This window comes from Streptomyces sp. NPDC096013, assembly GCF_044763565.1.
GTDB lineage: Bacteria > Actinomycetota > Actinomycetes > Streptomycetales > Streptomycetaceae > Streptomyces.
The window spans coordinates 79,100-100,657 of record NZ_JBIWGK010000019.1; the positions used below are offsets into that span (position 1 = coordinate 79,100).

At 70.7% G+C, this 21,558-nt stretch carries 19 protein-coding genes and 1 pseudogene; 5 read left to right on the top strand and 15 right to left on the bottom strand.

Going from position 1 to position 21,558, the window contains the following annotated elements; all coding sequences use genetic code 11:
• Positions 1-378: 378 nt before the first annotated feature.
• Entirely contained in the window at positions 379-954 is a 576-nt protein-coding gene (locus ACIRB1_RS40205) for a phosphatase PAP2 family protein (protein WP_403468992.1), read from the top strand.
• Here ACIRB1_RS40205 and ACIRB1_RS40210 read toward each other — a convergent pair.
• The 8 genes from ACIRB1_RS40210 to ACIRB1_RS40245 form a co-directional block, all read right to left on the bottom strand.
• Entirely contained in the window at positions 942-2,741 is a 1,800-nt protein-coding gene (locus tag ACIRB1_RS40210) for a chitinase (protein ID WP_403468993.1), read from the bottom strand. The genes ACIRB1_RS40205 and ACIRB1_RS40210 overlap by 13 nt on opposite strands.
• Positions 2,742-2,857: 116 nt before the next feature.
• The gene (locus tag ACIRB1_RS40215; RefSeq protein WP_352182219.1) at positions 2,858-3,313 is read right to left on the bottom strand and encodes a hypothetical protein; all 456 of its coding nucleotides are present in this window, start codon (positions 3,311-3,313) and stop codon (positions 2,858-2,860) included.
• 129 nt (positions 3,314-3,442) lie between these two features.
• A complete protein-coding gene (locus ACIRB1_RS40220; RefSeq protein WP_403468994.1) occupies positions 3,443-4,861 on the bottom strand; it encodes an NAD(P)/FAD-dependent oxidoreductase in 1,419 nt (472 codons plus the stop codon).
• Between the two features lie 47 nt (positions 4,862-4,908).
• Entirely contained in the window at positions 4,909-5,709 is an 801-nt protein-coding gene (locus ACIRB1_RS40225; protein ID WP_352182221.1) for an ABC transporter permease, read from the bottom strand.
• Positions 5,710-6,636: an ABC transporter permease gene (locus tag ACIRB1_RS40230; RefSeq protein ID WP_403468995.1), complete on the bottom strand. Its 927-nt coding sequence runs from the start codon at positions 6,634-6,636 to the stop codon at positions 5,710-5,712. It lies immediately after the preceding gene.
• Complete coding sequence (locus ACIRB1_RS40235; protein WP_352182223.1) at positions 6,636-7,796, bottom strand: ABC transporter ATP-binding protein; 1,161 nt, start codon at positions 7,794-7,796, stop codon at positions 6,636-6,638. The genes ACIRB1_RS40230 and ACIRB1_RS40235 overlap by 1 nt, the downstream gene beginning before the upstream one ends.
• The gene (locus ACIRB1_RS40240; RefSeq protein WP_352182224.1) at positions 7,793-9,040 is read right to left on the bottom strand and encodes a spermidine/putrescine ABC transporter substrate-binding protein; all 1,248 of its coding nucleotides are present in this window, start codon (positions 9,038-9,040) and stop codon (positions 7,793-7,795) included. The genes ACIRB1_RS40235 and ACIRB1_RS40240 overlap by 4 nt, the downstream gene beginning before the upstream one ends.
• 56 nt (positions 9,041-9,096) lie before the next feature.
• Positions 9,097-10,632, bottom strand: coding sequence for a gamma-aminobutyraldehyde dehydrogenase (locus ACIRB1_RS40245; protein WP_403468996.1), 1,536 nt, complete (start codon positions 10,630-10,632; stop codon positions 9,097-9,099).
• Between the two features lie 211 nt (positions 10,633-10,843).
• Here ACIRB1_RS40245 and ACIRB1_RS40250 point away from each other — a divergent pair, with 211 nt between their 5' ends.
• On the top strand, positions 10,844-11,476 hold the full coding sequence (locus ACIRB1_RS40250; RefSeq protein ID WP_403468997.1) for an NADAR family protein: 633 nt from the start codon (positions 10,844-10,846) through the stop codon (positions 11,474-11,476).
• 314 nt (positions 11,477-11,790) lie between these two features.
• Here the strand turns inward: ACIRB1_RS40250 and ACIRB1_RS40255 are convergent, their stop codons facing one another.
• Positions 11,791-12,642 carry a DUF4190 domain-containing protein gene (locus ACIRB1_RS40255; RefSeq protein WP_403468998.1) on the bottom strand — a complete coding sequence of 284 codons (852 nt, stop codon included), beginning with the start codon at positions 12,640-12,642 and terminating at the stop codon, positions 11,791-11,793.
• 513 nt (positions 12,643-13,155) lie between these two features.
• Here ACIRB1_RS40255 and ACIRB1_RS40260 point away from each other — a divergent pair.
• Both ACIRB1_RS40260 and ACIRB1_RS40265 read left to right on the top strand, forming a co-directional pair.
• Entirely contained in the window at positions 13,156-14,223 is a 1,068-nt protein-coding gene (locus ACIRB1_RS40260) for an adenosine deaminase (RefSeq protein WP_403468999.1), read from the top strand.
• A gap of 19 nt (positions 14,224-14,242) precedes the next feature.
• On the top strand, positions 14,243-14,929 hold the full coding sequence (locus ACIRB1_RS40265; RefSeq protein WP_403469000.1) for a glycerophosphodiester phosphodiesterase: 687 nt from the start codon (positions 14,243-14,245) through the stop codon (positions 14,927-14,929).
• Between the two features lie 42 nt (positions 14,930-14,971).
• On the opposite strand, the gene ACIRB1_RS40270 is transcribed toward ACIRB1_RS40265, so the two are convergent.
• Entirely contained in the window at positions 14,972-16,885 is a 1,914-nt protein-coding gene (locus tag ACIRB1_RS40270; protein WP_403469001.1) for a sigma-70 family RNA polymerase sigma factor, read from the bottom strand.
• Between the two features lie 53 nt (positions 16,886-16,938).
• Positions 16,939-17,960, bottom strand: a pseudogene (locus ACIRB1_RS40275) (cell wall anchor protein).
• Positions 17,961-18,211: 251 nt separating this feature from the next.
• Between ACIRB1_RS40275 and ACIRB1_RS40280 the strand changes: the two are divergent.
• Positions 18,212-19,375, top strand: a complete 1,164-nt coding sequence (locus ACIRB1_RS40280; RefSeq protein WP_403469002.1) for a serine hydrolase domain-containing protein — start codon at positions 18,212-18,214, stop codon at positions 19,373-19,375.
• A gap of 49 nt (positions 19,376-19,424) precedes the next feature.
• Here the strand turns inward: ACIRB1_RS40280 and ACIRB1_RS40285 are convergent, their stop codons facing one another.
• The 4 genes from ACIRB1_RS40285 to ACIRB1_RS40300 all read right to left on the bottom strand — a co-directional run bounded on the left by ACIRB1_RS40285 (position 19,425) and on the right by ACIRB1_RS40300 (position 21,497).
• Positions 19,425-19,943, bottom strand: a complete 519-nt coding sequence (locus ACIRB1_RS40285; RefSeq protein WP_403469003.1) for a hypothetical protein — start codon at positions 19,941-19,943, stop codon at positions 19,425-19,427.
• A complete protein-coding gene (locus ACIRB1_RS40290) occupies positions 19,927-20,418 on the bottom strand; it encodes an RNA polymerase sigma factor (RefSeq protein ID WP_328828452.1) in 492 nt (163 codons plus the stop codon). The genes ACIRB1_RS40285 and ACIRB1_RS40290 overlap by 17 nt, the downstream gene beginning before the upstream one ends.
• A gap of 72 nt (positions 20,419-20,490) precedes the next feature.
• On the bottom strand, positions 20,491-21,117 hold the full coding sequence (locus ACIRB1_RS40295) for a class F sortase (protein WP_403469004.1): 627 nt from the start codon (positions 21,115-21,117) through the stop codon (positions 20,491-20,493).
• Positions 21,114-21,497 carry a sortase-dependent protein gene (locus ACIRB1_RS40300; protein ID WP_403469005.1) on the bottom strand — a complete coding sequence of 128 codons (384 nt, stop codon included), beginning with the start codon at positions 21,495-21,497 and terminating at the stop codon, positions 21,114-21,116. The genes ACIRB1_RS40295 and ACIRB1_RS40300 overlap by 4 nt, the downstream gene beginning before the upstream one ends.
• Positions 21,498-21,558 lie beyond the last annotated feature (61 nt).

Sequence of the window (21,558 nt, forward strand, 5' to 3'; positions counted from 1 at the left end):
GATTCCAGGGCCGGGGCGGCGGGCGTCGGGCCGTGTGAAGAAGGTGTGCGGGGTGCATGACGGGACGCGATTCCGCCTGTCGTACCCGCCACCCCTGCCGTAGGTTCTACCCAGATGAGAGATACACCCCGCCCACAGGGGACTGTGGGCGACTTCAGGCCGGGGCCTCCCCAGCTTCGACCTGGTCGTGCCCTCGCGCACACAACCGGGGCCTCTGGCTCCGAATCTCCTCACCGATCGGACAGTCGCCCGCCCCAAACCCCCCGGGGCGGCCGACCAACCGATCCGGACGGCCACCCCGGAACCACCCCCCCTGTTCCGGGGTGGCCGACCTCCTTCTTCTGGCCGCTTCTCGCCCTTCCCACGCTGCTGTTCGCGGTGATCACCTGGCAGGTCGCGGCCGACGGCCCCCTCCTCCGCCTGGACTCCGGCCTCAGCCGCGTCCTCGTCCACCCGGACCGCGCATCCGAACTCCTCGCCGACCTCGGCAACATCCAGGTCGCGGTCCCGGTCCTCGTCGCGGCACTCGTCCACGTCGGCCGGCGCGGCCGTGCCAGTGGTATGGACCGCTGGTGGCTGCCGCCTCTCGCGGCGGCCGTGCTGATGGCCCTGGTCCCGGCGATCGTCGTCCCCCTCAAGGAACTGACCGCCCGCGGCGGCACCCCGGCGGTCCCGCCCGGCACCGGCTACTACCCCTCGGGTCACACGGCCACCGCGATGATCGCGTACGGCTCCGCGACGCTGCTCCTCCTCCCCTGGCTGCGGACGGTGCACGCGCGCCGTGAACTGGTCGTCGCCTGCGCCCTGTTGGTCGCCGGCGTCAGCTTCGGCCTGGTCCGCCGGGGCTACCACTGGCCACTGGACGTCGTGGCCAGCTGGTGCCTCGGTACGGTGCTGCTCGCGTCGTTCCGGCTCTTCCTCGGCCGCTTCCGCGGCGGGCCTCAGCCGAAGTAGCCGTCGAACGTCTTCTGGAACTCCCCGTTCGAGTACCGGTCCCAGTTGATCGACCAGGTCATCAGGCCGCGCAGGGCCGGCCAGCTGCCGTGGGTCGCGTAGGAGCCGCAACTCACCTTCTTCGTCAGGCAGTCCAGGGTCTTGGTGACCTCGGCCGGGGCGACATAGCCGTTGCCCGCGTTGACCGACGCCGGCATGCCGATGGCGATCTGGTCCGGGCGCAGGGCCGGGAACATGTTGTTCGTGTCGCCCGCCACCGGGAAGCCCGTGAGCAGCATATCCGTCATCGCGATGTGGAAGTCGGCGCCGCCCATGGTGTGGTACTGGTTGTCGAGCCCCATGATCGGCCCCGAGTTGTAGTCCTGGACGTGCAGCAGCGTGAGGTCGTCGCGCAGGGCGTAGATGACGGGCAGATACGCCCCGCACCTCGGGTCCTGGCCGCCGAACTTGCCGGTGCCGTAGAACTGGTAGCCCATCTGCACGAAGAACGTCTCCGGTGCCATGCTCAGCACGAACTTCGAGCCGTACCTGGCCTTCAGGGTCTTCAGGGCCGAGATCAGGTTGACCACCACGGGAGTCGTGGGGCTCTTGAAGTTGGTGTCGCTCGCGTCGAGGGAGAGCGAGTGGCCCTCGAAGTCGATGTCGAGGCCGTCGAGGCCGTAGGTGTCGATGATGTTGGAGACCGAGGAGACGAAGGTGTCCCTCGCCGCCGTGGTGGTCAGTTGGACCTGGCCGTTGGCGCCGCCTATGGAGATCAGCACCTTCTTCCCCGCCGCCTGTTTGGCCTTGACGGCCGCCTTGAAGTCGGCGTCGCTCTCGACGTTCGCGCACTCGGTGACCGGGCAGCGGTTGAAGCGGATGTCGCCGGAGGTGGCGGAGGTGGGTTCACCGAAGGCCAGGTCGATGACGTCCCAGCTGTCGGGGACGTCGGCGAGGCGTGTGTAGCCGGAGCCGTTGGCGAAGCTCGCGTGGAGGTAGCCGACCAGGGCGTGGGTGGGCAAGCCGGTGCCGGGGCCCGAGCCGGTGGACGTCTTGGCGGTGACCGCCGTCGACTTCGCGGACTCGCCCGCGTCGTTCACCGCGGTGACCTGGAAGCTGTACGACGTCGAGGCCGACAGTCCGCTCACGGTGGCCGAAGTGCCGCTCGCCGTCTGGACCTTGACGCCGTCGCGGTAGATCGCGTAGCCGGTCGCGCCGGTGACGGCGGACCAGGACAGGGCGACAGAGGAGGAGGTCACGGTGCCCGCGGCGAGGCCCGTCGGGGTGGCGGGCGGCTGTCCCACGGTGCCTGCCGGGCCGGTGAGGGAGATGTCGTCGGCGTAGTAGGCGCCGGTGGCGTACCAGCCGTGGGTGTAGATCGTGACCTTGGTGGTGGACGGGCCGGTGCGGAAGCCGGTCGTCAGCTGCTGCCAGTCGGGGGCCGATTGGGTCCAGGTGGAGACGTCGGTGGTGCCGGTGCCGCTCGCGCCGAGGTAGACGTAGCTGCCGCGTACGTAACCGGCAAGCGCGTACTGGGAGTTGGGCTGCACGGTCACCGTCTGCGCGCACTGGGCGTAGTCGTTGCCGGCCGGGGTCGCCTGCAACGCCGAACTGCCGCCGTGTACGGGCGACTTGACCGCCGTACCGCTGTTCGCGGAACAGGTCCAGCTGTCGAGGCCCGCTTCGAAGCCTCCGTTCCTCGCCAGGTCCGCGTCGGCCGCACGGGCGGCCGACGAGAGCGCGGTGATGCCGGACACGGCCAGGGCCGCGGCCGCGAACACGGCGAGAACAGGTCTGGTGCGATCCACAAGTGCCTCCGGGCATGGGGGAGATGGAGGGGTGGAGCGCGCCCAATTTGGTCCAGACCAATTGCCGTTGTCAAGATGTCCGGTGTCGGGACCTCTGCCGACGGGTCAGTCGGCGGTCATCCGTCCTCCCCTTCCGTGGCCAGCCCCGCCGCCGCCTCGTGCATGGCGAGTTCGAGGAGTGCGGGGTCGGTGAGGGTGCCGGAGCCGTCCGGCGGAACCAGCCAGCGGACTCCCCCGGTCGACCGGCCGGGGTACGGCACGACGATCCAGGTGCCGAGCCCCGCCGTACGGATACCGGTGCCCAGCCAGCGGGCCGCGGTGCCGGGCGGTACGAGGAAACCCATCCGTGCGTCGCCGAAGTCGGCGAGCACCGGGCCCAGTTGATCGATGACCCTGGTGAGCACATCGAGCGTGGGATAGCCGAGCTCACCCGGCAGGATGAGTACGTCCCAGGCCTTGCCGGCGGGCAGCAGCGCGACCCCGAGGGGGTTGCGCTCCCATTCCCAGCGGCAGGCCTCCGGATCCGGAGCTACGGATGCCAGCCACTCGACGGCCGTCTTCGCCCCAGTCATGAGGAGACCTCCCTTTCTCATGTCGACGCCGGTCGCGTCATAGGAGAGAGGGAGGTCGGCGGCGGGCATTACGCGGGTTCGGGCACCACGAAGGAGTGAACCGGATCACACCCGCCGGTCGAGCACGGGTCAGCTGTCGAAGCCGAGGCCCAGCCTGTCCATCGTCTTCAGCCACAGATTGCGTCGCCCGCCATGGGAATCGGCGTGCGCCAACGACCACTTGGTGAGCGCGATGCCGGTCCAGGCGAAGGGCTCGGGCGGGAAGGGCAGCGGCTTCCTGCGGACCATCTCCAGTTCCGTGCGCTCGGTCCGCTCCCCCGCGAGCAGGTCCAGCATCACGTCCGCGCCGAAGCGGGTGGCGCCGACGCCAAGGCCGGTGAAGCCCGCCGCGTACGCGACCTTGCCCTGGTGGGCGGTGCCGAAGAACGCCGAGAAGCGCGAGCAGGTGTCGATCGCGCCGCCCCACGCGTGGCTGAAGCCCAGCCCCTCCAGCTGCGGGAAGCAGGTGAAGAAGTGCTCGGCGAGCTTGGCGTACGTCTCCGGCCGGTCGTCGTACTCGGCGCGGACCCGGCCGCCGTAGGGATAGATCGCGTCGTAACCGCCCCACAGGATGCGGTTGTCGGCGGAGAGCCGGAAGTAGTGGAACTGGTTCGCCGAGTCGCCGAGGCCCTGGCGGTTCTTCCAGCCGATCGACGCCAGCTGGTCGGCGGAGAGCGGCTCGGTCATCAGGGCGTAGTCGTAGACCGGGACGGTGTACGGGCGGACGCGCTTGACCAGGTTCGGGAAGACGTTGGTGCCGAGCGCGACCCGGCGGGCACGGACCGAGCCGTACGGAGTGCGTACGGCCATGCCGGCGCCGTACGGCTTGAGAGCGACGGCGGGCGTGTGTTCGTAGATCCGGACGCCGAGCTGGAGGCAGGCGCGCTTCAACCCCCAGGCCAGTTTGGCCGGGTTGAGCATCGCGACGCCCCGGCTGTCGTACAGGCCGGCCAGGAAGGTCGGGGAGGCGACCTGTTCGCGGACCGCGTCGGCGTCCAGGAACTCGGTGCCGTCGGCGAGGCCCTGGCTCTCCAACTCGCCGTACCAGTCGTGGAGTTCCTCGGCCTGGTGCGGTTCGGTGGCGACGTCGATCTCGCCGGTGCGCTCGAACTCGCAGTCCAGGGAGTAGCGGGCGACCGCGCTCTCGATCGCGTCGAGGTTGCGGGCGCCCAGCTCCTCCAGCTTGTGGATCTCGTCGGGCCAGCGGGTGAGGCCGTTGGAGAGTCCGTGGGTGAGCGAGGCGGCGCAGAATCCGCCGTTGCGGCCCGAGGCGGCCCAGCCCACCTCGCGGCCCTCCACCAGCACCACGTCCCGCCGCGGGTCGCGCTCTTTCGCGAGGAGCGCGGTCCACAGTCCGCTGTAACCGCCGCCGACGACCAGCAGATCGCAGGTCTCGCCGCCGGTGAGCGCGGGTTCGGGGTCGGGCCTGCCGGGGTCGTCCAGCCAGAACGGCATCGGCCGGGCTTCGGAAAGAGACTTTGTCCAGCGTGTCATGGCGCTCGGGGCCATGATGTCAACTCCCTACAGGGTTCACAGGGTTGGTGCGTATTCCGCGGTCAGGCCTTCACCTTGTTGCGGCGGTTGGTGATCGCCATCGAGACGAGCACCAACAGTACGGCGATGAGGAACATGGTCGTACCGATGACATTGATCTGAACGGGTGTGCCGCGCTGTGCCGAACCCCAGACGAACATGGGGAAGGTGACGGTCGAGCCCGCGTTGAAATTGGTGATGATGAAATCGTCGAAGGAGAGCGCGAAGGAGAGCAGCGCGCCCGCCGCGATTCCGGGGGCCGCGATGGGCAGGGTGACGCGCAGGAACGTCTGCACCGGGCCGGCGTAGAGGTCCTGGGCGGCCTGTTCCAGGCGGGGGTCCATCGACATCACGCGGGCCTTGACGGCGGTGACGACGAAGCTGAGGCAGAACATGATGTGGGCGATCAGGATGGTGTAGAAGCCCAGCTGGGCGCCCATGTTGAGGAACAGGGTGAGCAGCGAGGCCGCCATGACGACCTCGGGCATCGCCATCGGCAGGAAGATCAGCGAGTTGATCGCGCCGCGGGCACGGAAGCGGTAGCGGACCAGCGCGAAGGCGATCATCGTGCCGAGCAGGGTGGCGCCGATGGTCGCCCAGACGGCGATCTGGAGGCTGATGGAGAGCGAGCCGCACATGTCGGCGACACCGCACGGCTTCTTCCAGGCGTCCAGGGAGAACTGCTGCCACTCGTAATTGAAGCGGCCCTTCGGTTTGTTGAAGGAGAACACCGTGACGATGACGTTCGGAAGGAGGAGATATCCGAGGGTCAACAGCCCCGCGATGACGACGAGATGGCGCTTGAACCAGCGTACGACGGCCATTTAGACCAGATCCTCCGTCCCGGACTTGCGAATGTAGAGGGTCACCATGGCGAGAATGGCGGCCATGAGGATGAAGGAGAGTGCCGCCGCCGTCGGGTAATCCAGAATGCGCAGGAATTGCGTCTGGATGACGTTTCCGATCATGCGGGTGTCGGTGGAGCCGAGGAGTTCGGCGTTGACGTAGTCACCGGCCGCCGGAATGAAGGTCAGCAGGGTGCCGGAGACGACGCCGGGCATCGACAGCGGGAAGGTGACCTTGCGGAAGGTGGTGAACGGCTTGGCGTACAGGTCGCCGGCCGCCTCGTGCAGCCGTCCGTCGATGCGCTCCAGCGAGGTGTAGAGCGGAAGCACCATGAACGGCAGGAAGTTGTACGTCAGTCCGCACACCACCGCGAGGGGTGTGGCCAGCACGCGGTCGCCGGAGGTCCAGCCGAGCCAGTTGGTGACGTCCAGGACGTGCAGGGTGTTGAGGATGCTGACGACCGGGCCGCTGTCCGCGAGGATCGTCTTCCAGGCGAGCGTGCGGATCAGGAAGCTGGTGAAGAACGGCGCGATCACCAGGATCATGATCAGGTTCCGCCAGCGTCCCGCGCGGAACGCGATGAGGTACGCCAGCGGGTAGCCCAGCAGCAGACAGAGGATCGTCGCGGCGGCGGCGTAGAAGACCGAGCGCAGGAACTGCGGCCAGTACTCGGACAGCGCGTCCCAGTAGGTGGCGAAGTGCCAGGTGACCTTGTAGCCGTTCTCCAGGGAGCCCGTCTGGATCGACGTGGAGCCCTGGTAGATCATCGGCAGCGCGAAGAAGACGATCAGCCAGAGAATGCCGGGCAGCAGCAGCCAGTACGGCGTCCAGCGGCCCCTCTTCCTGCGCGGCGGCTTCTCCTCCGGCGCGGGCGCCAGGGGCGGCGCCTCGGTGACAGCGGCCATCAGGCGGCCTCCTCCTCGACGTCGACACCGGCGTCGATGTCCTGGGCCGCGTCCAGCCCGAAGGTGTGGGCCGGGTTCCAGTGCAGGACGACCTCGGCGCCGGGCCGCAGCCGGGCGTCACGGTCGATGTTCTGGGCGTAGACCTCGAACTCGGGGCAGACCGGGCTGTCGATGACGTACTGGGTGGAGACGCCGATGAAGCTGGAGTCGGCGATCGTGCCGGTGATGCGGTTGCGGCCGGCCGGGATCTCGCCGGCGTCGTCGGCGTGCGTGAGGGTGATCTTCTCCGGGCGTACGCCGACCAGGACCTTGCCGCCGGTCGTGGTGGGCGCGGAACATCGCGACTCGGGCAGGACGAGCTTGCCGCCGCCCGCCTTGAGGATGATGTCCTCGCCGCTCTTGGAGTCGACCTCGGCCTCGATGAGGTTCGAGGTGCCGAGGAAGTTGGCGACGAAGGTGGTGTTCGGGTTCTCGTAGAGGTCGCTGGGCGAGCCGAGCTGCTCGACGCGGCCCGCGTTCATCACGGCGACCGTGTCGGCCATGGTCATGGCCTCCTCCTGGTCGTGCGTGACGTGCACGAAGGTGATGCCGACCTCGGTCTGGATGCGCTTGAGCTCCAGCTGCATCTGACGGCGCAGCTTGAGGTCGAGGGCGCCGAGGGGCTCGTCGAGGAGGAGCACCTTGGGGTGGTTGATCAGGGCGCGGGCGACGGCGACACGCTGCTGCTGGCCGCCGGAGAGCTGGTGCGGCTTCTTCCGTGCCTGCTCGCCGAGCTGGACCAGGTCGAGCATGTCCTCGACCTGCTTCTTCACCGACTTGATGCCGCGCCGGCGCAGACCGAAGGCGACGTTCTCGAAGATGTCGAGGTGCGGGAAGAGGGCGTACGACTGGAAGACGGTGTTCACCGGCCGCTTGTAGGGCGGGAGATGGCCGACCTCCTGGTCGCCGAGGAACACGGTGCCGGCGGAAGGTTCCTCCAGGCCCGCGATCATGCGCAGGGTGGTGGTCTTGCCGCAGCCGGAGGCGCCGAGCAGGGCGAAGAAGGAGCCCTGGGGCACGGTCAGGTCGAGCGGGTGCACGGCGGTGAAGGAGCCGTAGGTCTTGCTGATGCCGGAGAGGCGGACGTCGCCGCTGGTGTCCGTGGTGTTCATCGTCGTCACGCCCCTGTGAGCTTTGCGAACTTCTGCTGGTATGCCGTCTCTTCCTTCGAGCTCAGTGAGCGGAAGGCGTGGGACTTGGCCGCCATGGCCTTGTCGGGAAGGATCAGCGGGTTGCTCGCCGCCGACTTGTCGATCTTGGCGAGATACGGCTTCACGTCCGCGACCGGGCTGACGTAGTTCACGTAGGCGGCGAGTTCGGCGGCCGGCTCGGGCTCGTAGTAGTAGTCGATGAGCCGCTCGGCGTTCGTCTTGTGACGCGCCTTGTTGGGGATCAGCATGTTGTCGGTCGACGTCATGTAGCCGGCGTCGGGGATGACGTAGCCGACGTCCGGGTTGTCCGCCTGGAGCTGGACGATGTCGCCGCCCCAGGCGACGCACGCGGCGAAGTCGCCCTTGGTGAGGTCGGACGTGTAGTCGTTGCCGGTGAAGCGGCGGATCTGGCCCCGGTCGACGGCCTTCTGGAGGCGGGCGATGACGGCGTCGTAGTCGTCGGTGGTGAACTTCGCGGGGTCCTTGCCCATGTCGAGCATGGTCATGCCGACGCTGTCGCGCATCTCGGTGAGGAAGCCGACGCGGCCCTTGAGCTTGGGGTTGTCGAGGAGGTCGGAGATCGACTTCACCTCGATGCCGTCGAGCGCCTTCTTGTTGTAGGCGATGACGGTCGAGATGCCCTGCCATACGTACGAGTACGCCCGGCCCGGGTCCCAGTCGGGGCTGCGGAACTGGTCCGACAGGTTGGCGTAGGCGTGCGGCAGGTTCGAGGCGTCCAGTTTCTGGACGTAGCCGAGGCGGATCATGCGGGCGGCCAGCCAGTCGGTGAGGACGATCAGGTCGCGGCCGGTGGGCTGGCCGGCGGCGAGCTGCGGCTGGATCTTGCCGAAGAACTCGTCGTTGTCGTTGATGTCCTCGGTGTACTTGACCTTGATGCCGGTCCGCTTGGTGAACGCCTCCAGCGTCGGGCGGTGGTTGCCGCTGTCGTCCGTGTCGATGTACTCGGGCCAGTTGGAGAAGTCGATCTCCTTCTCCTTGGCCGAGTGGTCGTCGGCGGAGACACCGCCCTGCGTCTTGCCTGCCGCGGGGATCCCGCAGCCGCTCAGGGCCCCGAGTCCGCCGACCGCGAGCGCGCCGCCGGCGGAGGCGCGCAGCACCGAACGGCGGGTCATCGCGGACCGGCTCTTGCGGAAACTGCGCCGCGCGGCGGCCACTTCGGCCGGGGTCAGGCGGTCGGGCTCGTACTGCTTCATGCGCGTGCTGCCCTTTCGGGAGGAGACGGCCGCGGCTCGGGCGGCCGTCAGTTCTGCTATCGGTCCCCGAAGATCGTGCGGTGCCAGTCCTTGCGGGCCACCGCCGTGTTGTCGAACATGACGTGCTTGATCTGGGTGTACTCCTCGAACGAGTAGGCGGACATGTCCTTGCCGAAGCCGGACGCCTTGTATCCGCCGTGAGGCATCTCGCTGATGATCGGGATGTGGTCGTTGATCCACACGCAGCCGGCCTTGATCTCGCGGGTCGCGCGATTGGCCCGGTACACGTCCCGGCTCCACGCGGAGGCCGCGAGGCCGTACGGAGTGTCGTTGGCGAGCGCGATGCCCTCGTCGTCGGTGTCGAAGGGCAGGACCACCAGCACCGGGCCGAACAGCTCGGACTGCACGATCTCGCTGTCCTGCGCGGCGTCCGCGACCAGGGTGGGGCGATAGTACGCGCCGTTCTTGAGCTCTCCCTGAGGAGCCTCGCCGCCGGTCACCACGCGCGCGTAGTCACGCGCCCGGTCGACGAAACCGGCGACGCGGTCGCGCTGCGCATGCGAGATCAGCGGCCCGAGGTCGGTGCCCGGGGCGAACGGATCGCCGACCCGGACGCTCGCCATGAGGGCGGCCGTCTTCTGGACGAACGCGTCGTAGAGGGGCCGCTGCACGTACGCGCGCGTGGCGGCCGTGCAGTCCTGCCCGGTGTTGATGAGCGAACCGGCGACGGCTCCGTTGACGGCGGCGTCGAGATCGGCGTCGTCGAAGACCACGAAGGGTGCCTTGCCGCCCAGCTCCAGGTGGATGCGCTTGACGGTGGCGGTCGCGATCTCCGCGACGCGCTTGCCGACGGCGGTGGACCCGGTGAAGGACGTCATGGCCACGTCGGGGTGACCGACGAGGTGCTCACCGGCCTCCTTGCCCGAGCCGGTGACGATGTTGATGACACCGTCCGGGATGCCCGCCTCGGTGGCGGCCTGGGCGAACATCAGCGAGGTGAGCGGGGTCAGCTCGGCGGGCTTCAGCACGATCGTGTTGCCCGCGGCGATCGCCGGAAGGATCTTCCAGGCGGCCATCTGGAGGGGATAGTTCCAGGGCGCGATGGAACCGACGACACCGATGGGTTCACGGCGTACGTACGACGTGTGGTCGCCGGAGTACTCCCCCGCCGACTGTCCCTGAAGATGCCGTGCGGCACCGGCGAAGAAGGCCGTGTTGTCGATCGTCCCGGGGACGTCGAACTCACGGGTCAGCTTGAGGGGCTTGCCGCACTGAAGGGACTCGGCGCGGGCGAAGTCGTCGGCGCGCTCGGCGAGCACGGCGGCGAAACGGTGCAGCGCGTCCGAGCGCTCGCCGGGCGTGCTGCCCGACCAGCCCGGGAACGCGGCACGCGCGGCTGCCACGGCGGCGTCCACGTCGTCCGTCCCGGCCAGCTCGTACGTGTATACGTCCTCGCCGGTGGCCGGGTCGACGACGGCATGGGTGCGGCCCGAGGTGCCCTTCGTCAGGCGGCCCGCGATGAACTGCGCGCCGTCCGCGAAGTACTCCTGTGCGGGGAATCGTTCCGGGGTCTCGCTGCCCGGGTGGTGCATGTCGCTCTCCTCCGCCTTCGCCCCGCTTCGTCCGCTGGCGGGTGGCGTAGCTCCAGCTCGATTTGAATGCCGATCCTGACAGAGCAAAGGGACTCCAACAAGTGATTCCGTTGTTGCCTTTTGGTTACGCGACGGAATCTGTCGACCAGGTGTCGAGTCCTCATGGAAAAGGGGGGACGGAGTGTCAGTGGTGCCTGCAAGACTCGCGTGTATGGACGAGATCACGGGGAAGCTCGCGGCGGGGGCCGCGGGAGAGATCGATTCCCAGGAAGCCCTGATCAGGGAAGTGCGCGCGGGGGCGAGGGTCAAGTACCTGCACTTCTGGGGACACCGGCCGCGCCCGGACGGCCGCGTGGGCGCGAGCTGTCTGAGCCAGTGGTGGCCGTCGCCGTTCACGGTGGACGGGGTCACGTATGCGACCGCCGAGCACTGGATGATGGCGGGAAAGGCGCGGCTGTTCGGCGACGGGGACGCGCTGGCGCGGGTGCTGGCCGCGGGGCATCCGTCTCAGGCGAAGCGCGCGGGGCGGCTGGTGCGGGGGTTCGACGAGGAGGTCTGGGCGCGGGAGCGGTTCGGGATCGTCGTCGAGGGGAGTGTCCGTAAGTTCTCGGCGGACGCGGAGTTGCGGGGGTTCTTGCTGGGGACGGGCGAGCGCAGCGAGATGGGGGTCCCCCCGGCCGAAGGCTGGGGGAGGGTGCTCGTGGAGGCGAGTCCTGTTGACCGGGTGTGGGGGATCGGGCTTGCCGCGAATGATGTGGCGGCGGGGGATCCTGAGCGGTGGCGGGGGCCCAATTTGTTGGGGTTTGCGTTGATGGTGGCTCGGGAGCGGTTGCGGGAGGGGTGACCCGGGGGCCTGGGGGGGGTGGCTTGGGGTTGTTGTGTGGGTGCCGGCCGGTGGGGGCTGGTCGCGCAGTTCCCCGCGCCCCTAGGGGGTTCGGGTGGGCGGGGTCATGGGTGCGCGGGGCGCGCTGGTGCGTTGTGGGGCGGGGTCGTGGCGGTACAGCGAGCCCGCCGCCGGTCGGGCCCCACCGTTTGTTGAGAGGGGTCAGCGGGGTTGGTGCCGGGTACGCGGCGGGCTGCGCCGTACCGCCACGACCCGCTTCCGTTTCGTCGGCGGCCGGCGGCGCGTGGGCCGTCCCCGGCCGGCTGCCGTGGAGGTCAGGCCTGGGGCAGGGGTGGGGCCGTCGCGCTGGGGGCCGAGTTGTAGTAGGGGTCGGAGTCCGACGTGTCGGTGCTGTCTCCGTGCTTGATGGCGAACACGATGCCGATGATCAACGCGGCGACCGTGAGGACACCCAAGGCGGTTCCGATGATGCCCGTGATGAAACCCGCCTGCGCCTGACCGCGGTTCGTGGCCTCGCCCCGGTCGGCGCGCTTCTTGCCCTTGGCGCCGAGGATGATCGCGGTGACACCCAGGACCAGCGAAACGATGCCGTAGATGCAGAACAGGCAGCAGGACAGGATGCCCAGCACCATCGCCGCCGTACCCATGTTGTTCTGCGGGGCCATCGGCATACCGGGCCAGCCGTAGCCCTGCGGGTAGCCGGGGTAGCCGTAGCCGCCGGGCACACCCGGGCCGGGGGCGCCCTGGGGGTGCGGCGTGCCGTAGCCGCCCGCGGTGTTGGGCTGGGCGTAGGCGGACGTGCCGTAGGTGGGGAGGCCGGGGGGTGTGGCGGGCTGACCGTAGCCCGGGGCGCCGGGGGCCGTGCCGGGCTGGCCCTGACCGGGTGCTCCGGAAGCGGAAGCCGGTGGGGCGAAGCCCTCGGCCGGCATCGAGGTCACCGTGGCCTGGTTGTGCACGGACGGCGACTGCGGCGGCTGCACCATGGTCGGCGGGTGCTGGTCCTGCGGGGAGGGCTGTGGTGCGGGCGCCTGCGCCGGCTGCTGCGTGCCCTTCTCCAGCGACGGTCTGCCGTCCGGCGGCGCCCACAGGTCCCGGTCCCCGCCCGTACCCGTACCCGTACCCGTACCCGCGGCCGCGTTGGCCTCCGGCTGTGTCTCGTCCCCCATGCCCCGTCCCCGTCCCTCTCCCCGTCGTCCCCGTCGGTCCATCGTCAGAGCGACCATGCTAGAGCGTTCCACGGACAGTCCCGCCCCACGGGCCCAGGCTGGTAGTACGGACGTCATCATCGGTCCCGGCCGGAGCGGTCACGGGAATGGCTGCCGGAACGGCGGCTGGAACGTGTGCCGGTGCGGCCTCAGGTCCCGGTCTGCGACAACGCCACGGCTGCCGATCCGCCCCATGTACCGCCCGCCGCCCGCCAGTTGCCGGTCGCTCATCGCCAACACCCACCGCGCGGGCAACCCCCGGTGCCGTCACCGTCACCATTACCGTCCCGCCGTCACCTGAGCCGGCACCCTCGCCCGCCTCGGCATTCCGCCGCCCACCACCCCGCTCCCCGTCCGCGCCACCGCCCCCACGCCCCCGTCCCCACCCCGGCCTACGATGATCCCGAGTCATCGATCAGCCGATCACCCGCGTTCCGGCCGCTATGGGCCGGGGCGCCGTTCCGGGGAGGAACCTTGTCCGACCAACGCGCCGTACCCGCCGCCGGTCAGGCCCGTGACCTGCACGCCTTCATTGCCGGGCTGCCGAAGGCCGAGCTGCATGTCCATCACGTCGGCTCCGCCTCCCCGCGGATCGTCTCGGAACTGGCCGCGCGGCACTCCGACTCGAAGGTGCCCTCCGACCCCGAGGCCTTGGTCGACTTCTTCACCTTCACGGACTTCGCGCACTTCATCGACGTGTACCTGTCCGTGGTCGACCTCATCCGCACGCCGGAGGACGTACGGCTGCTGACGTACGAGGTCGCCCGGGACATGGCCCGCCAGCAGGTGCGGTACGCCGAATTGACGATCACGCCGTTCTCCTCGACGCGCCGCGGGATCGACGAGCGGGCCTTCATGGACGCGATCGAGGACGCCCGCAAGGCGACGGAGGCGGAGTTCGGGACCGTGCTGCGGTGGTGCTTCGACATCCCCGGCGAGGCGGGACTCGAAGCCGCCGAGGAGACCGCGCGGCTCGCGACCGACGATCGCCTGCGGCCGGAGGGGCTCGTGTCGTTCGGGCTCGGCGGTCCCGAGATCGGGGTGCCCCGGCCGCAGTTCAAGCCGTACTTCGACCGGGCCGTTGCGGCCGGCCTGCACTCCGTGCCGCACGCCGGTGAGACCACCGGTCCCGAGACGGTCTGGGACGCGCTGAACGACCTGCGGGCCGAGCGCATCGGGCACGGCACCAGTTCCGCCCAGGACCCCAAGCTCCTCGCCCACCTCGCCGAGCACGGCATCGCGCTGGAGGTCTGCCCGACCTCCAACATCGCCACCCGCGCGGTCCGCACGCTCGACGAACACCCCCTCGGGGAGTTCACCCGCGCGGGCGTCCTCGTCACGATCAACTCCGACGACCCGCCGATGTTCGGCACCGACCTGAACAACGAGTACGCGGTCGCCGCCCGCCTCCTCGACCTCGACGAACGCGGTGTCGCCGACCTCGCGAAGAACGCCGTGCGGGCCTCCTTCCTCGACGCGGCCGGCAAGGCCCGTATCGACGAGGAGATCGACACCTACACCTCCGCGTGGCTGGCGCCCTGACAACCAGCACAATGGGCCCATGCAGAACGTGACCGCCGTGGGCCATCGCGGCGACCCCTACCGTGTCCGCGAGAACACCCTCGACTCGCTGCGTTCCGCGCTCGAACAGGGCGCGGACGCGGTCGAGTTCGACGTACGGCTGACCCGTGACGGCGTACCCGTGCTGCTGCACGACGAGACGCTGAAACGGCTGTGGGAGGTGGAACGGCCGCTCGCCTCGCTGTCGGTGGACGAGGTGCGCGGGCTCACGGACGGCCAGGTGCCGACGCTGGCCGAGGCGCTCGCCGCGACCGAGGGCAGCCGGGTGATGGTCGACCTGCCCGGCCCCGCCGACCAGCGGGCCGTGCGCCGGATCGTGGACGGTATCCGCGAGTACGGGGCGGCGGACCGGGTGTACTACTGCGCGGGCGCCGACGCCATGCTCGCCGTCCGGGCGGCCGACGCCTCCGCCGAGATCGCCCTGACCTGGACCTCCCTCGCTCCCCCGCGCCCGGCGGTGCTCGACGCGGTACGGCCGCGCTGGCTCAACTACCGCTTCACGCTGGTCGACCGGGACCTCACCGCGCACATCCACCGCGAGGGCTATCTGCTCTCGGTGTGGACCCCGGACACCCGTCGTTCGATGCGCCGGCTCCTCGACATGGGCGTGGACTCGATCACCACCAACCGCGTCGACGTGCTGTGCGGGCTCAGGAAGAAGGGCTGAGAGGTCGGGCGTCCCGCACGGGGACGAGGCCGTGCGGGACGACTACACGCGGGACTGCTGAGCCACCGTCGCCGGGTCGGCCGGGTTCGTGCGGGTGACGTACTGCGGTATCGGGGTGTCGTCCTTGCCGGTGTCCCGGGTCAGGCCGTAGCGGGTCGCGCCCTGGGCGGGGCCGGTGGTGATGTCCTTCTCCACGGCGTCCCAGGTGGTGGGGAAGACGTTGAGGCCGTAGTCGGCGCCGCGTTCGTTGACGGTGAGGGTGACGCTGCCGTCGACGTAGAAGTACTCGTTCTGCCACATCTGCTGGGTGCCGGTGGGCAGGACGTCGTAGCCGGTGGTGGAGTTGCCCATGCCGGTGGCGGTGGAGTCGGTGGTGCTGACCGGGTCGTCCATGCGACGGCCACCGCCCGAGGCCGCGTGGAAGAGCTTGCCCTTGAGGGCGGTCCAACTCGGCATCACCACCGCGCCGTTGCGGTACTGCGGTGAGATCTGCCAGCGGACGAGGACGTAACCCTGGCCGATGAGCGTCACGTTGTCGCCGCGATGGTTGAGCGTGGCGTGCGCGCCGCCGGTGCTGGTCACGCCGGACGCGGGGCGGTGCGGGAGGGCGGCGGGCGGCGTGTTGGGGTCCGGTGCCCGGTCCACGGCGTCGACGACCGAGCCGTAGGGGCCGGTGGTCGTCTTCCGTGACGGGGAGGTGGACGGCGAGGGCGACTCGGACGGGGACGGGGACGGTGAGGGGGACGCGGAGGTCGTCGGGGTGCCGGAGCCCGGGCCGGGTGCGGTGGCCGCCGCCGTGGGGGTGAGTGCCTTGGGGGGCGGGTCGTTCGGGGCCTGGGTGACGACGTAGACGCCACCCGCCGCGATCGTCGCCCCCGCCGCCACGGCGACGGCGGGTTTGGTCAACACCCCGAGCAGCTTGCCGAACCAGCCGGCAGGAGCACCGGCCGAACCCGCGCTCCCGGCCGACCCCACGGCCCCGGACCCGCCGACCACCCCTGCCGAACCTCCGGTACCCGCAACGCCCGCGGTCCCGGAAGCTCCCGCCGAACCAGCCGAACCTGCGACACCGGACGCGCCGACGCCCCCTGCCGAACCTCCCGCGCCCACAGAGCCCGCAGCCCCGGCCGCACCCGCCGAGGTGAGGGAACCCGCCGCACCCGCCACCCCCACCGCCGCAGCCGCCGTCTTCGTGCCGAACGCCAGTGACAGGGTGAAGCCGATCGGGAGGGGGACCAGGGCGATGCCGACGAGCAGGCGTTCCGCCGGTACGACGGAATCGCGCGGGTCGCCGCAGGAGGCGCAGCCGCGCAGGTGGCGGGCCAGGCGTTTGCGCCAGACCGAGTCCCGGCGGCCGTCCCAACGGGCGGTGGCGGCGCGGAGGTCGGGGCAGGCGGTGTCGAGGGCGCGGACGATGGCGCGGGCGGTTTCGAGGCGTTCCTTCATGCGCTGGACGCGGACGGCGGCGTGCTGGCGGCTGATGCCGAGCGCCGAGGCCAGTTCGCGGCGGGTGAGTTCGCCCGCCACCTCCAGCCACCACAGGGAGAGGAGTTGGCGGTCCTCGTCGTCGAGCCAGCGCACCGCCTCCGCGACCTCGCGCCGCTGGCCCTCCAACTGGAGCCGCAGGACCGTCAGTTCGGCGAAGTCGGCGGCGTCACCGCGCAGGCCGTCGGGCAGCCGGTCCGGGGAGCTGCGGCGCGCCCGGTCCCGGATCTGGCGCATGGCGATCGCGACGAGCCAGGATCGGAAACTGTCCGGGTCGCGGAGCGAGCCCAGGTGGTCGACGGCGCGCAGCATCGTCTCCTGGACCACGTCGTCCACGTCCGCATGGCCGTTGAGGGCGCGGCCGACCACGTTGTAGACCAACGGCAGCCAGCCTGCGACCAGTTCGTCCAGCGCCCGCCGGTCACCGGCCTGTGCCGCCGCGATGGTGGAGTGCCACTGCCGCCCGTCCACGCCGCTCCTCACCCTCCCCGGTCTCCCTCGGTCTCACTCGGTGCCCGACGGTGTCACCTGCTGTACAGCAGCGTCCCGAAGCCGAGTTGGTCGAAACCGCCGCTGTTCGGGCCGTAGTCGCCGCCACCGCCCTCCGCCCGCACCTTCTCGGCCATGAGGGTGATGAACGGGGCGGAGAGGCGTCGGCGCCGGGCGTAGTGGTTGTACAGGATCTCCCACACCGGGCGGACGGCGCCCCTGGCCATGTCCGAGATCACAGACTGTTCCATGTACCGGCCGTTGCCCTGGCCGCTGCGCCAGCCGTACGTCGTGTAGGGCACGGCCGCGCCGAGGTTGTACTTGGCGACGTACTCGGCGGCCTTCATGAACCGGTTGTCGAGGTGGCCGTAGAGGTCGACGCCCTGGTTCCAGGCCATCTCGCAGATCGCGCCCATCAGGCCCATGCCCATAGTCGTCGCAGAGGATGCCGGTCGCCATGAGGGAGGCGACGTTGCGGGTGATCGCGGACGAGTTCGGCGGCGTTCGCGAACTGGTAGCCGTAGAGGCCGGCGGCCAGGAAGCGGTCGGCGTTGCCGTCGACCGAGGTGAGCGTGGCCGACCAGGCGTTGAGGATGGTGACGGCCGTATCGCCGTTGGCCTCGGTGCCGCCGATCCGCCGGCGCAGGGCGTTCTGGTAGGCGGCGTGGATGTCGTGGTACAGCGTGACGTAGTTCTGGCCGGTGCCGCCGCGGACGACGACGGCCTGCGGGCGGGGCTGCCAGGTGCTCGCGGAGTGCCGGTTGTCGGTGAGCCGCGTCCAGCCCTTCAGCCAGGGGTCCTTGCGGGCGGCGACGCGGACCTTGGCGCGGTGCAGGTCACCGGCGTTGTGCAGCATGCCCGGGTGGACGAGTGCCCGCGGGCGGGCGGTCGCGGTACCCACGGCGGTGCCGGTCTGCGCGGCGTCGGCCCCGTCGCCGGTGAACGCGGCGATCCCGGCGCCGACGACCCCCGCCGCCGCGACTCCGCCGCCGAGGGTGAACAGGCCCCGGCGGGTGAGGCGGTGCTGGTGGGGGCGCTTGGGTGCGCTGGTGGCCATGTGCGTGGCTCCGCTGCGTGAGGAGACGGGGGACGCAGTGGGAGACGTCGTGAAGGCGACCGCGATAACAGTTTTTCCGGCGCCGAGTTCGATCCCGTAGGGGGCAACCCCGGCAACACCCTTGTGCGGTACGGCACTTGCTCGGGGGTGACCTGGGGGTGGACGCCCTCCTCACCGACGATCCGCGAACTGCCGTACCGGACAAGGCTGATCACCGACACCCGCCGGAGACCAGACCGCAGGAGCAGCCGATGCGCCCCCGCCACCGCACCACCGCCGTCCTCACCGCCTCCCTCGTACTCGCCCTGGCGGCAGGCCCGTTGGCCGCCCCGGCGTTCGCCGCGTCGCCGTCGGCCACCGCTCGGGCGTCGGCGGGACCGGACGCCGAGGCGCTGCGTGCCGCGCTCGCCGGGCTCCCGGACGCCGACGCGACGGCCGCGCTCGTCCGGGTGGGAGGGACCGACGGGGCGTGGCGGGGCAGCGCGGGCGTGCACGACCTGGTGAGCGGTAACGCCGCCGATCCCGACGCACGGTTCCGGGCCGGTTCGACGACGAAGGTGGTGACGGCGGCGACCGTGCTGCGGCTCGCCGCGCAGGGGAAGGTCGACCTGGACACTCCCGTCCAGCACTACCTGCCGGGGCTCCTCACGAAGGCCTTCGAGCCCATCTCCGTACGGCAGTTGCTGAATCACACCAGCGGGATACAGGCGGGTGACGGCTTCGGGGACGCCTTCGGGGACCAGTACGCGCACCGCTTCGACACGCTCACGCCGAGACAGGTGGTGGCGTCGGCGGTGGCGAAGGGCCCGGAGTTCGGCCCCGGCCGGGAACAGGACTACCTCAACATCAACTACACGGTCCTCGGCCTGCTGATCGAGAAGGTCACGGGCCACTCGTACGCCTCGGAGGCCACCCGGCTCGTCCTGCGCCCGGCGGGCATGCGGGACACGTACTTTCCCGGCACCGACCCGCGCATCCGGGGCCCGCACAACCACGGCTACCAGCTGGTCCCACAGGACGACGGGTCGACGCGGTTCGTGGACGTCACCGACTGGAACCAGGCGGACCGCTGGGCGGCCGGCGACATGATCTCGACCACCGCCGATCTGGAACGTCTGATCACGTCCCTGTTCCTGGGCCGCATCGTGCCGGCCCCGCAGCTCCGGGAGATGTTCACGGTCCCGGCGGGCGTCGAGGGCGCCGACTACAGCGCGGGCCTGCAACGCTTCGAGTACGGCGGCAAGGTCTACTGGCTCAAGTCCGGCGCCCGGTACGGCTACAGCACCGTCGTCCTCGCCACCCGCGACCTGTCCCGCACGCTCGTCTACTCGGTCAACTCCACCGACGCGAAGGGCGAGTCGATGAACGCGGTGGCGGAACGGATCGCGCGGGCGGCGCTCGATCGGCGGGCGTGAGGACGCTGGTGGGCAGGGTCGACTGCGACTGACCCCAGGGGCGTACGCGTCACCGCGCGGTGGTCGCCACGGCCGAGGGGTCGAGGGAGCGGGACGTCCGCGAGGTCGTGCCGGTTGCCGCCTGCGGTGCGGATGCCGAGTCGGAGGGGGACGTCGGGACCCTGGACGGTTCCGTGGTCGGGATCGGTGTGCGGCTCGGGACGCGGGGGTCCAGGGGGGAACCGGGGATCGCGGTGGGGCTCGGGGACCTGGCCGCGGACTGGGCGGGCGTGGGGGTGGGGCTGGGACTGCTGCTCGCGGGGGGTGGAGCCAGCGGGACCGTGGGGGTCGTAGGAGTGTCGTGGTGGGCCAGGCGGAACGGGAGGGCGGCCAGGACGATCACCGCGCAGGTCGCACCGGCGCCGATCGTCGCGCGGAGCAGACGGCGGCGGTGCGCGCCGCGGCGGATCGTCTCGTAGCGGCCGGGGGGCGGGCCGAGGTAGTCCGAGGAGGGGCGCAGGATGACCGTGAGGGGGTCGTCGGGGTCGATGTCCCGGCCCTCGTCTCCCTCGTCAAAGTGTGTGGTCAACGCTTCTCCTCAGGTGGGCGCGGAGCAGTTCGCGGGCCGCGTGGAGGTCGGCCTTGATGGTTCCTTCCTTGCGTCCGGTCAGCACGGACACCTCCCGGACCGTCATGTCGGCGTAGTAGTGCAGGAGGATCGGGACGCGCAGCCGTTCGGGCAGCGACTGCACGAGCAGCCGTACCGAGGGGTCTTCCTGTTCGGTCGGTGGGCGGACCGCCTCCTCCGTGGTGGCGCGGCGGACCGCCCGGCGCTCGCGCTCCATTTTGCGCCAGTGGTCCCGGACGAGGTTCGCCGCGGTGACGTAGAGGAAGCCGCGGGGCTCCGCCACCTTCGTCCAGCGGGCCCAGAGCCGGGTGAACGCCTCGGAGGCGATCTCGTGGGCCGTCTCGTCGTCGTCGACGAGACGGCGGCACCAGCCGGCGAGGCGCGGATAGACGGCGGCGAACAGTTCGGACGCTGCCCGCTCGCGGGACCGTTTCAACACTCTCCATGGTCGGTACGGGGACATGCCCGGCAGGGGGACATGGCCGGTACGGGGATGGGCCGGGCGGTGCTACGCGGTCAGCGCGGCGAAGACGATCACGTTGTCCAGGTAGCCCGTACCGGTACGGGTCCCGCCGCAGGTGATGAGACGCAGTTCGGGACGGTCCACGTTCCCGTACACCTCGTCCGTCGGAAAGGCGGCCTTGGCGACCGTCCGTACGGAGGTGACGGTGAACGTGGCCGTCGTGCCGTTCTCCAGGCCCGCCTCGATCCGGTCGCCCGCGCGCAGCTTCGCGAGGTGACGGAACACGCCGTCCCCGTACGCGCCGACGGTGACATGCCCGAGGATCACCGACGGCCCGGTCTGCCCGGGTGTCGGCGAGTTCCGGTACCAGCCCGCCCGGTCGTGGGCCGTGATCGGCGGCACCTGCACGGTGCCGTCCGAGGCCAGCCCCAGTCGCATGACCGGGGTGTCGACCCCGATCGCGGGGACCCGCAGGGTGACCGGGACGGAACGGGCCAGGGCGTGCGTCGCCCCGGCCGTCGGCGGCGTGGCGGGCGTGGACTGCTTCTCGGCCGAACTCCCCTGTTCCGTAGCGGAGTTGGCGGTGGAAGTCGTCGCGTGCCCGCCGCCGCAGCCGGCGAGCAGCGTCGCCGTCGCCGCGGTGACGAAGGCGCGCCTGGAGAGCGAGGTCATACGCCGGTCGTCCTCCGGCGCCGTACGACGACGAAGGCTCCGCCGCCGACGACCAGCGCGGCGGCTCCCCCGCCGGCCAGGGCGGTCGTCAGGTCGCCGGACGACTTCGACGCCGGGGCGACGCCCGTGTCGGGGGCGCCGCTCGGGACCGCGGCGACCTGGCCGCGGTCCCGGCTCGGCGCGGTGGACGGTTCGGCGGAGGGCGCGGCGCTCGCGCTCCGGGAGGGCGCGTCGCTGGGGACCGGGGTCGGCGCCGCGGACTGCGCGGTGGACGGGGCGCGGGTCGGGCTCGTGGAGGCCCCGTCCGCGAAGGCGGGCGCGGTGCTCGCCAGGACGGCACCGCAGGCAAGTGCCAGTGCGCTCAGGACAGTTCGGCGCATGAATCGCTCTCTCTCGTCGGCCGCCCCGCCGGGACCATCGGGCGGTCCGGCGGGCGGGGCG

Coding starts and splice junctions, on each gene's coding strand:
- ACIRB1_RS40240 (WP_352182224.1), bottom strand. CDS start 9,040: ATGAAGCAGTACGAGCCCGACCGCCTGACCCCGGCCGAAGTGGCCGCC.
- ACIRB1_RS40265 (WP_403469000.1), top strand. CDS start 14,243: ATGCAGAACGTGACCGCCGTGGGCCATCGCGGCGACCCCTACCGTGTC.
- ACIRB1_RS40220 (WP_403468994.1), bottom strand. CDS start 4,861: ATGGCCCCGAGCGCCATGACACGCTGGACAAAGTCTCTTTCCGAAGCC.
- ACIRB1_RS40300 (WP_403469005.1), bottom strand. CDS start 21,497: ATGCGCCGAACTGTCCTGAGCGCACTGGCACTTGCCTGCGGTGCCGTC.
- ACIRB1_RS40295 (WP_403469004.1), bottom strand. CDS start 21,117: ATGACCTCGCTCTCCAGGCGCGCCTTCGTCACCGCGGCGACGGCGACG.
- ACIRB1_RS40250 (WP_403468997.1), top strand. CDS start 10,844: ATGGACGAGATCACGGGGAAGCTCGCGGCGGGGGCCGCGGGAGAGATC.
- ACIRB1_RS40280 (WP_403469002.1), top strand. CDS start 18,212: ATGCGCCCCCGCCACCGCACCACCGCCGTCCTCACCGCCTCCCTCGTA.
- ACIRB1_RS40215 (WP_352182219.1), bottom strand. CDS start 3,313: ATGACTGGGGCGAAGACGGCCGTCGAGTGGCTGGCATCCGTAGCTCCG.
- ACIRB1_RS40245 (WP_403468996.1), bottom strand. CDS start 10,632: ATGCACCACCCGGGCAGCGAGACCCCGGAACGATTCCCCGCACAGGAG.
- ACIRB1_RS40255 (WP_403468998.1), bottom strand. CDS start 12,642: ATGGGGGACGAGACACAGCCGGAGGCCAACGCGGCCGCGGGTACGGGT.
- ACIRB1_RS40230 (WP_403468995.1), bottom strand. CDS start 6,636: ATGGCCGCTGTCACCGAGGCGCCGCCCCTGGCGCCCGCGCCGGAGGAG.
- ACIRB1_RS40225 (WP_352182221.1), bottom strand. CDS start 5,709: ATGGCCGTCGTACGCTGGTTCAAGCGCCATCTCGTCGTCATCGCGGGG.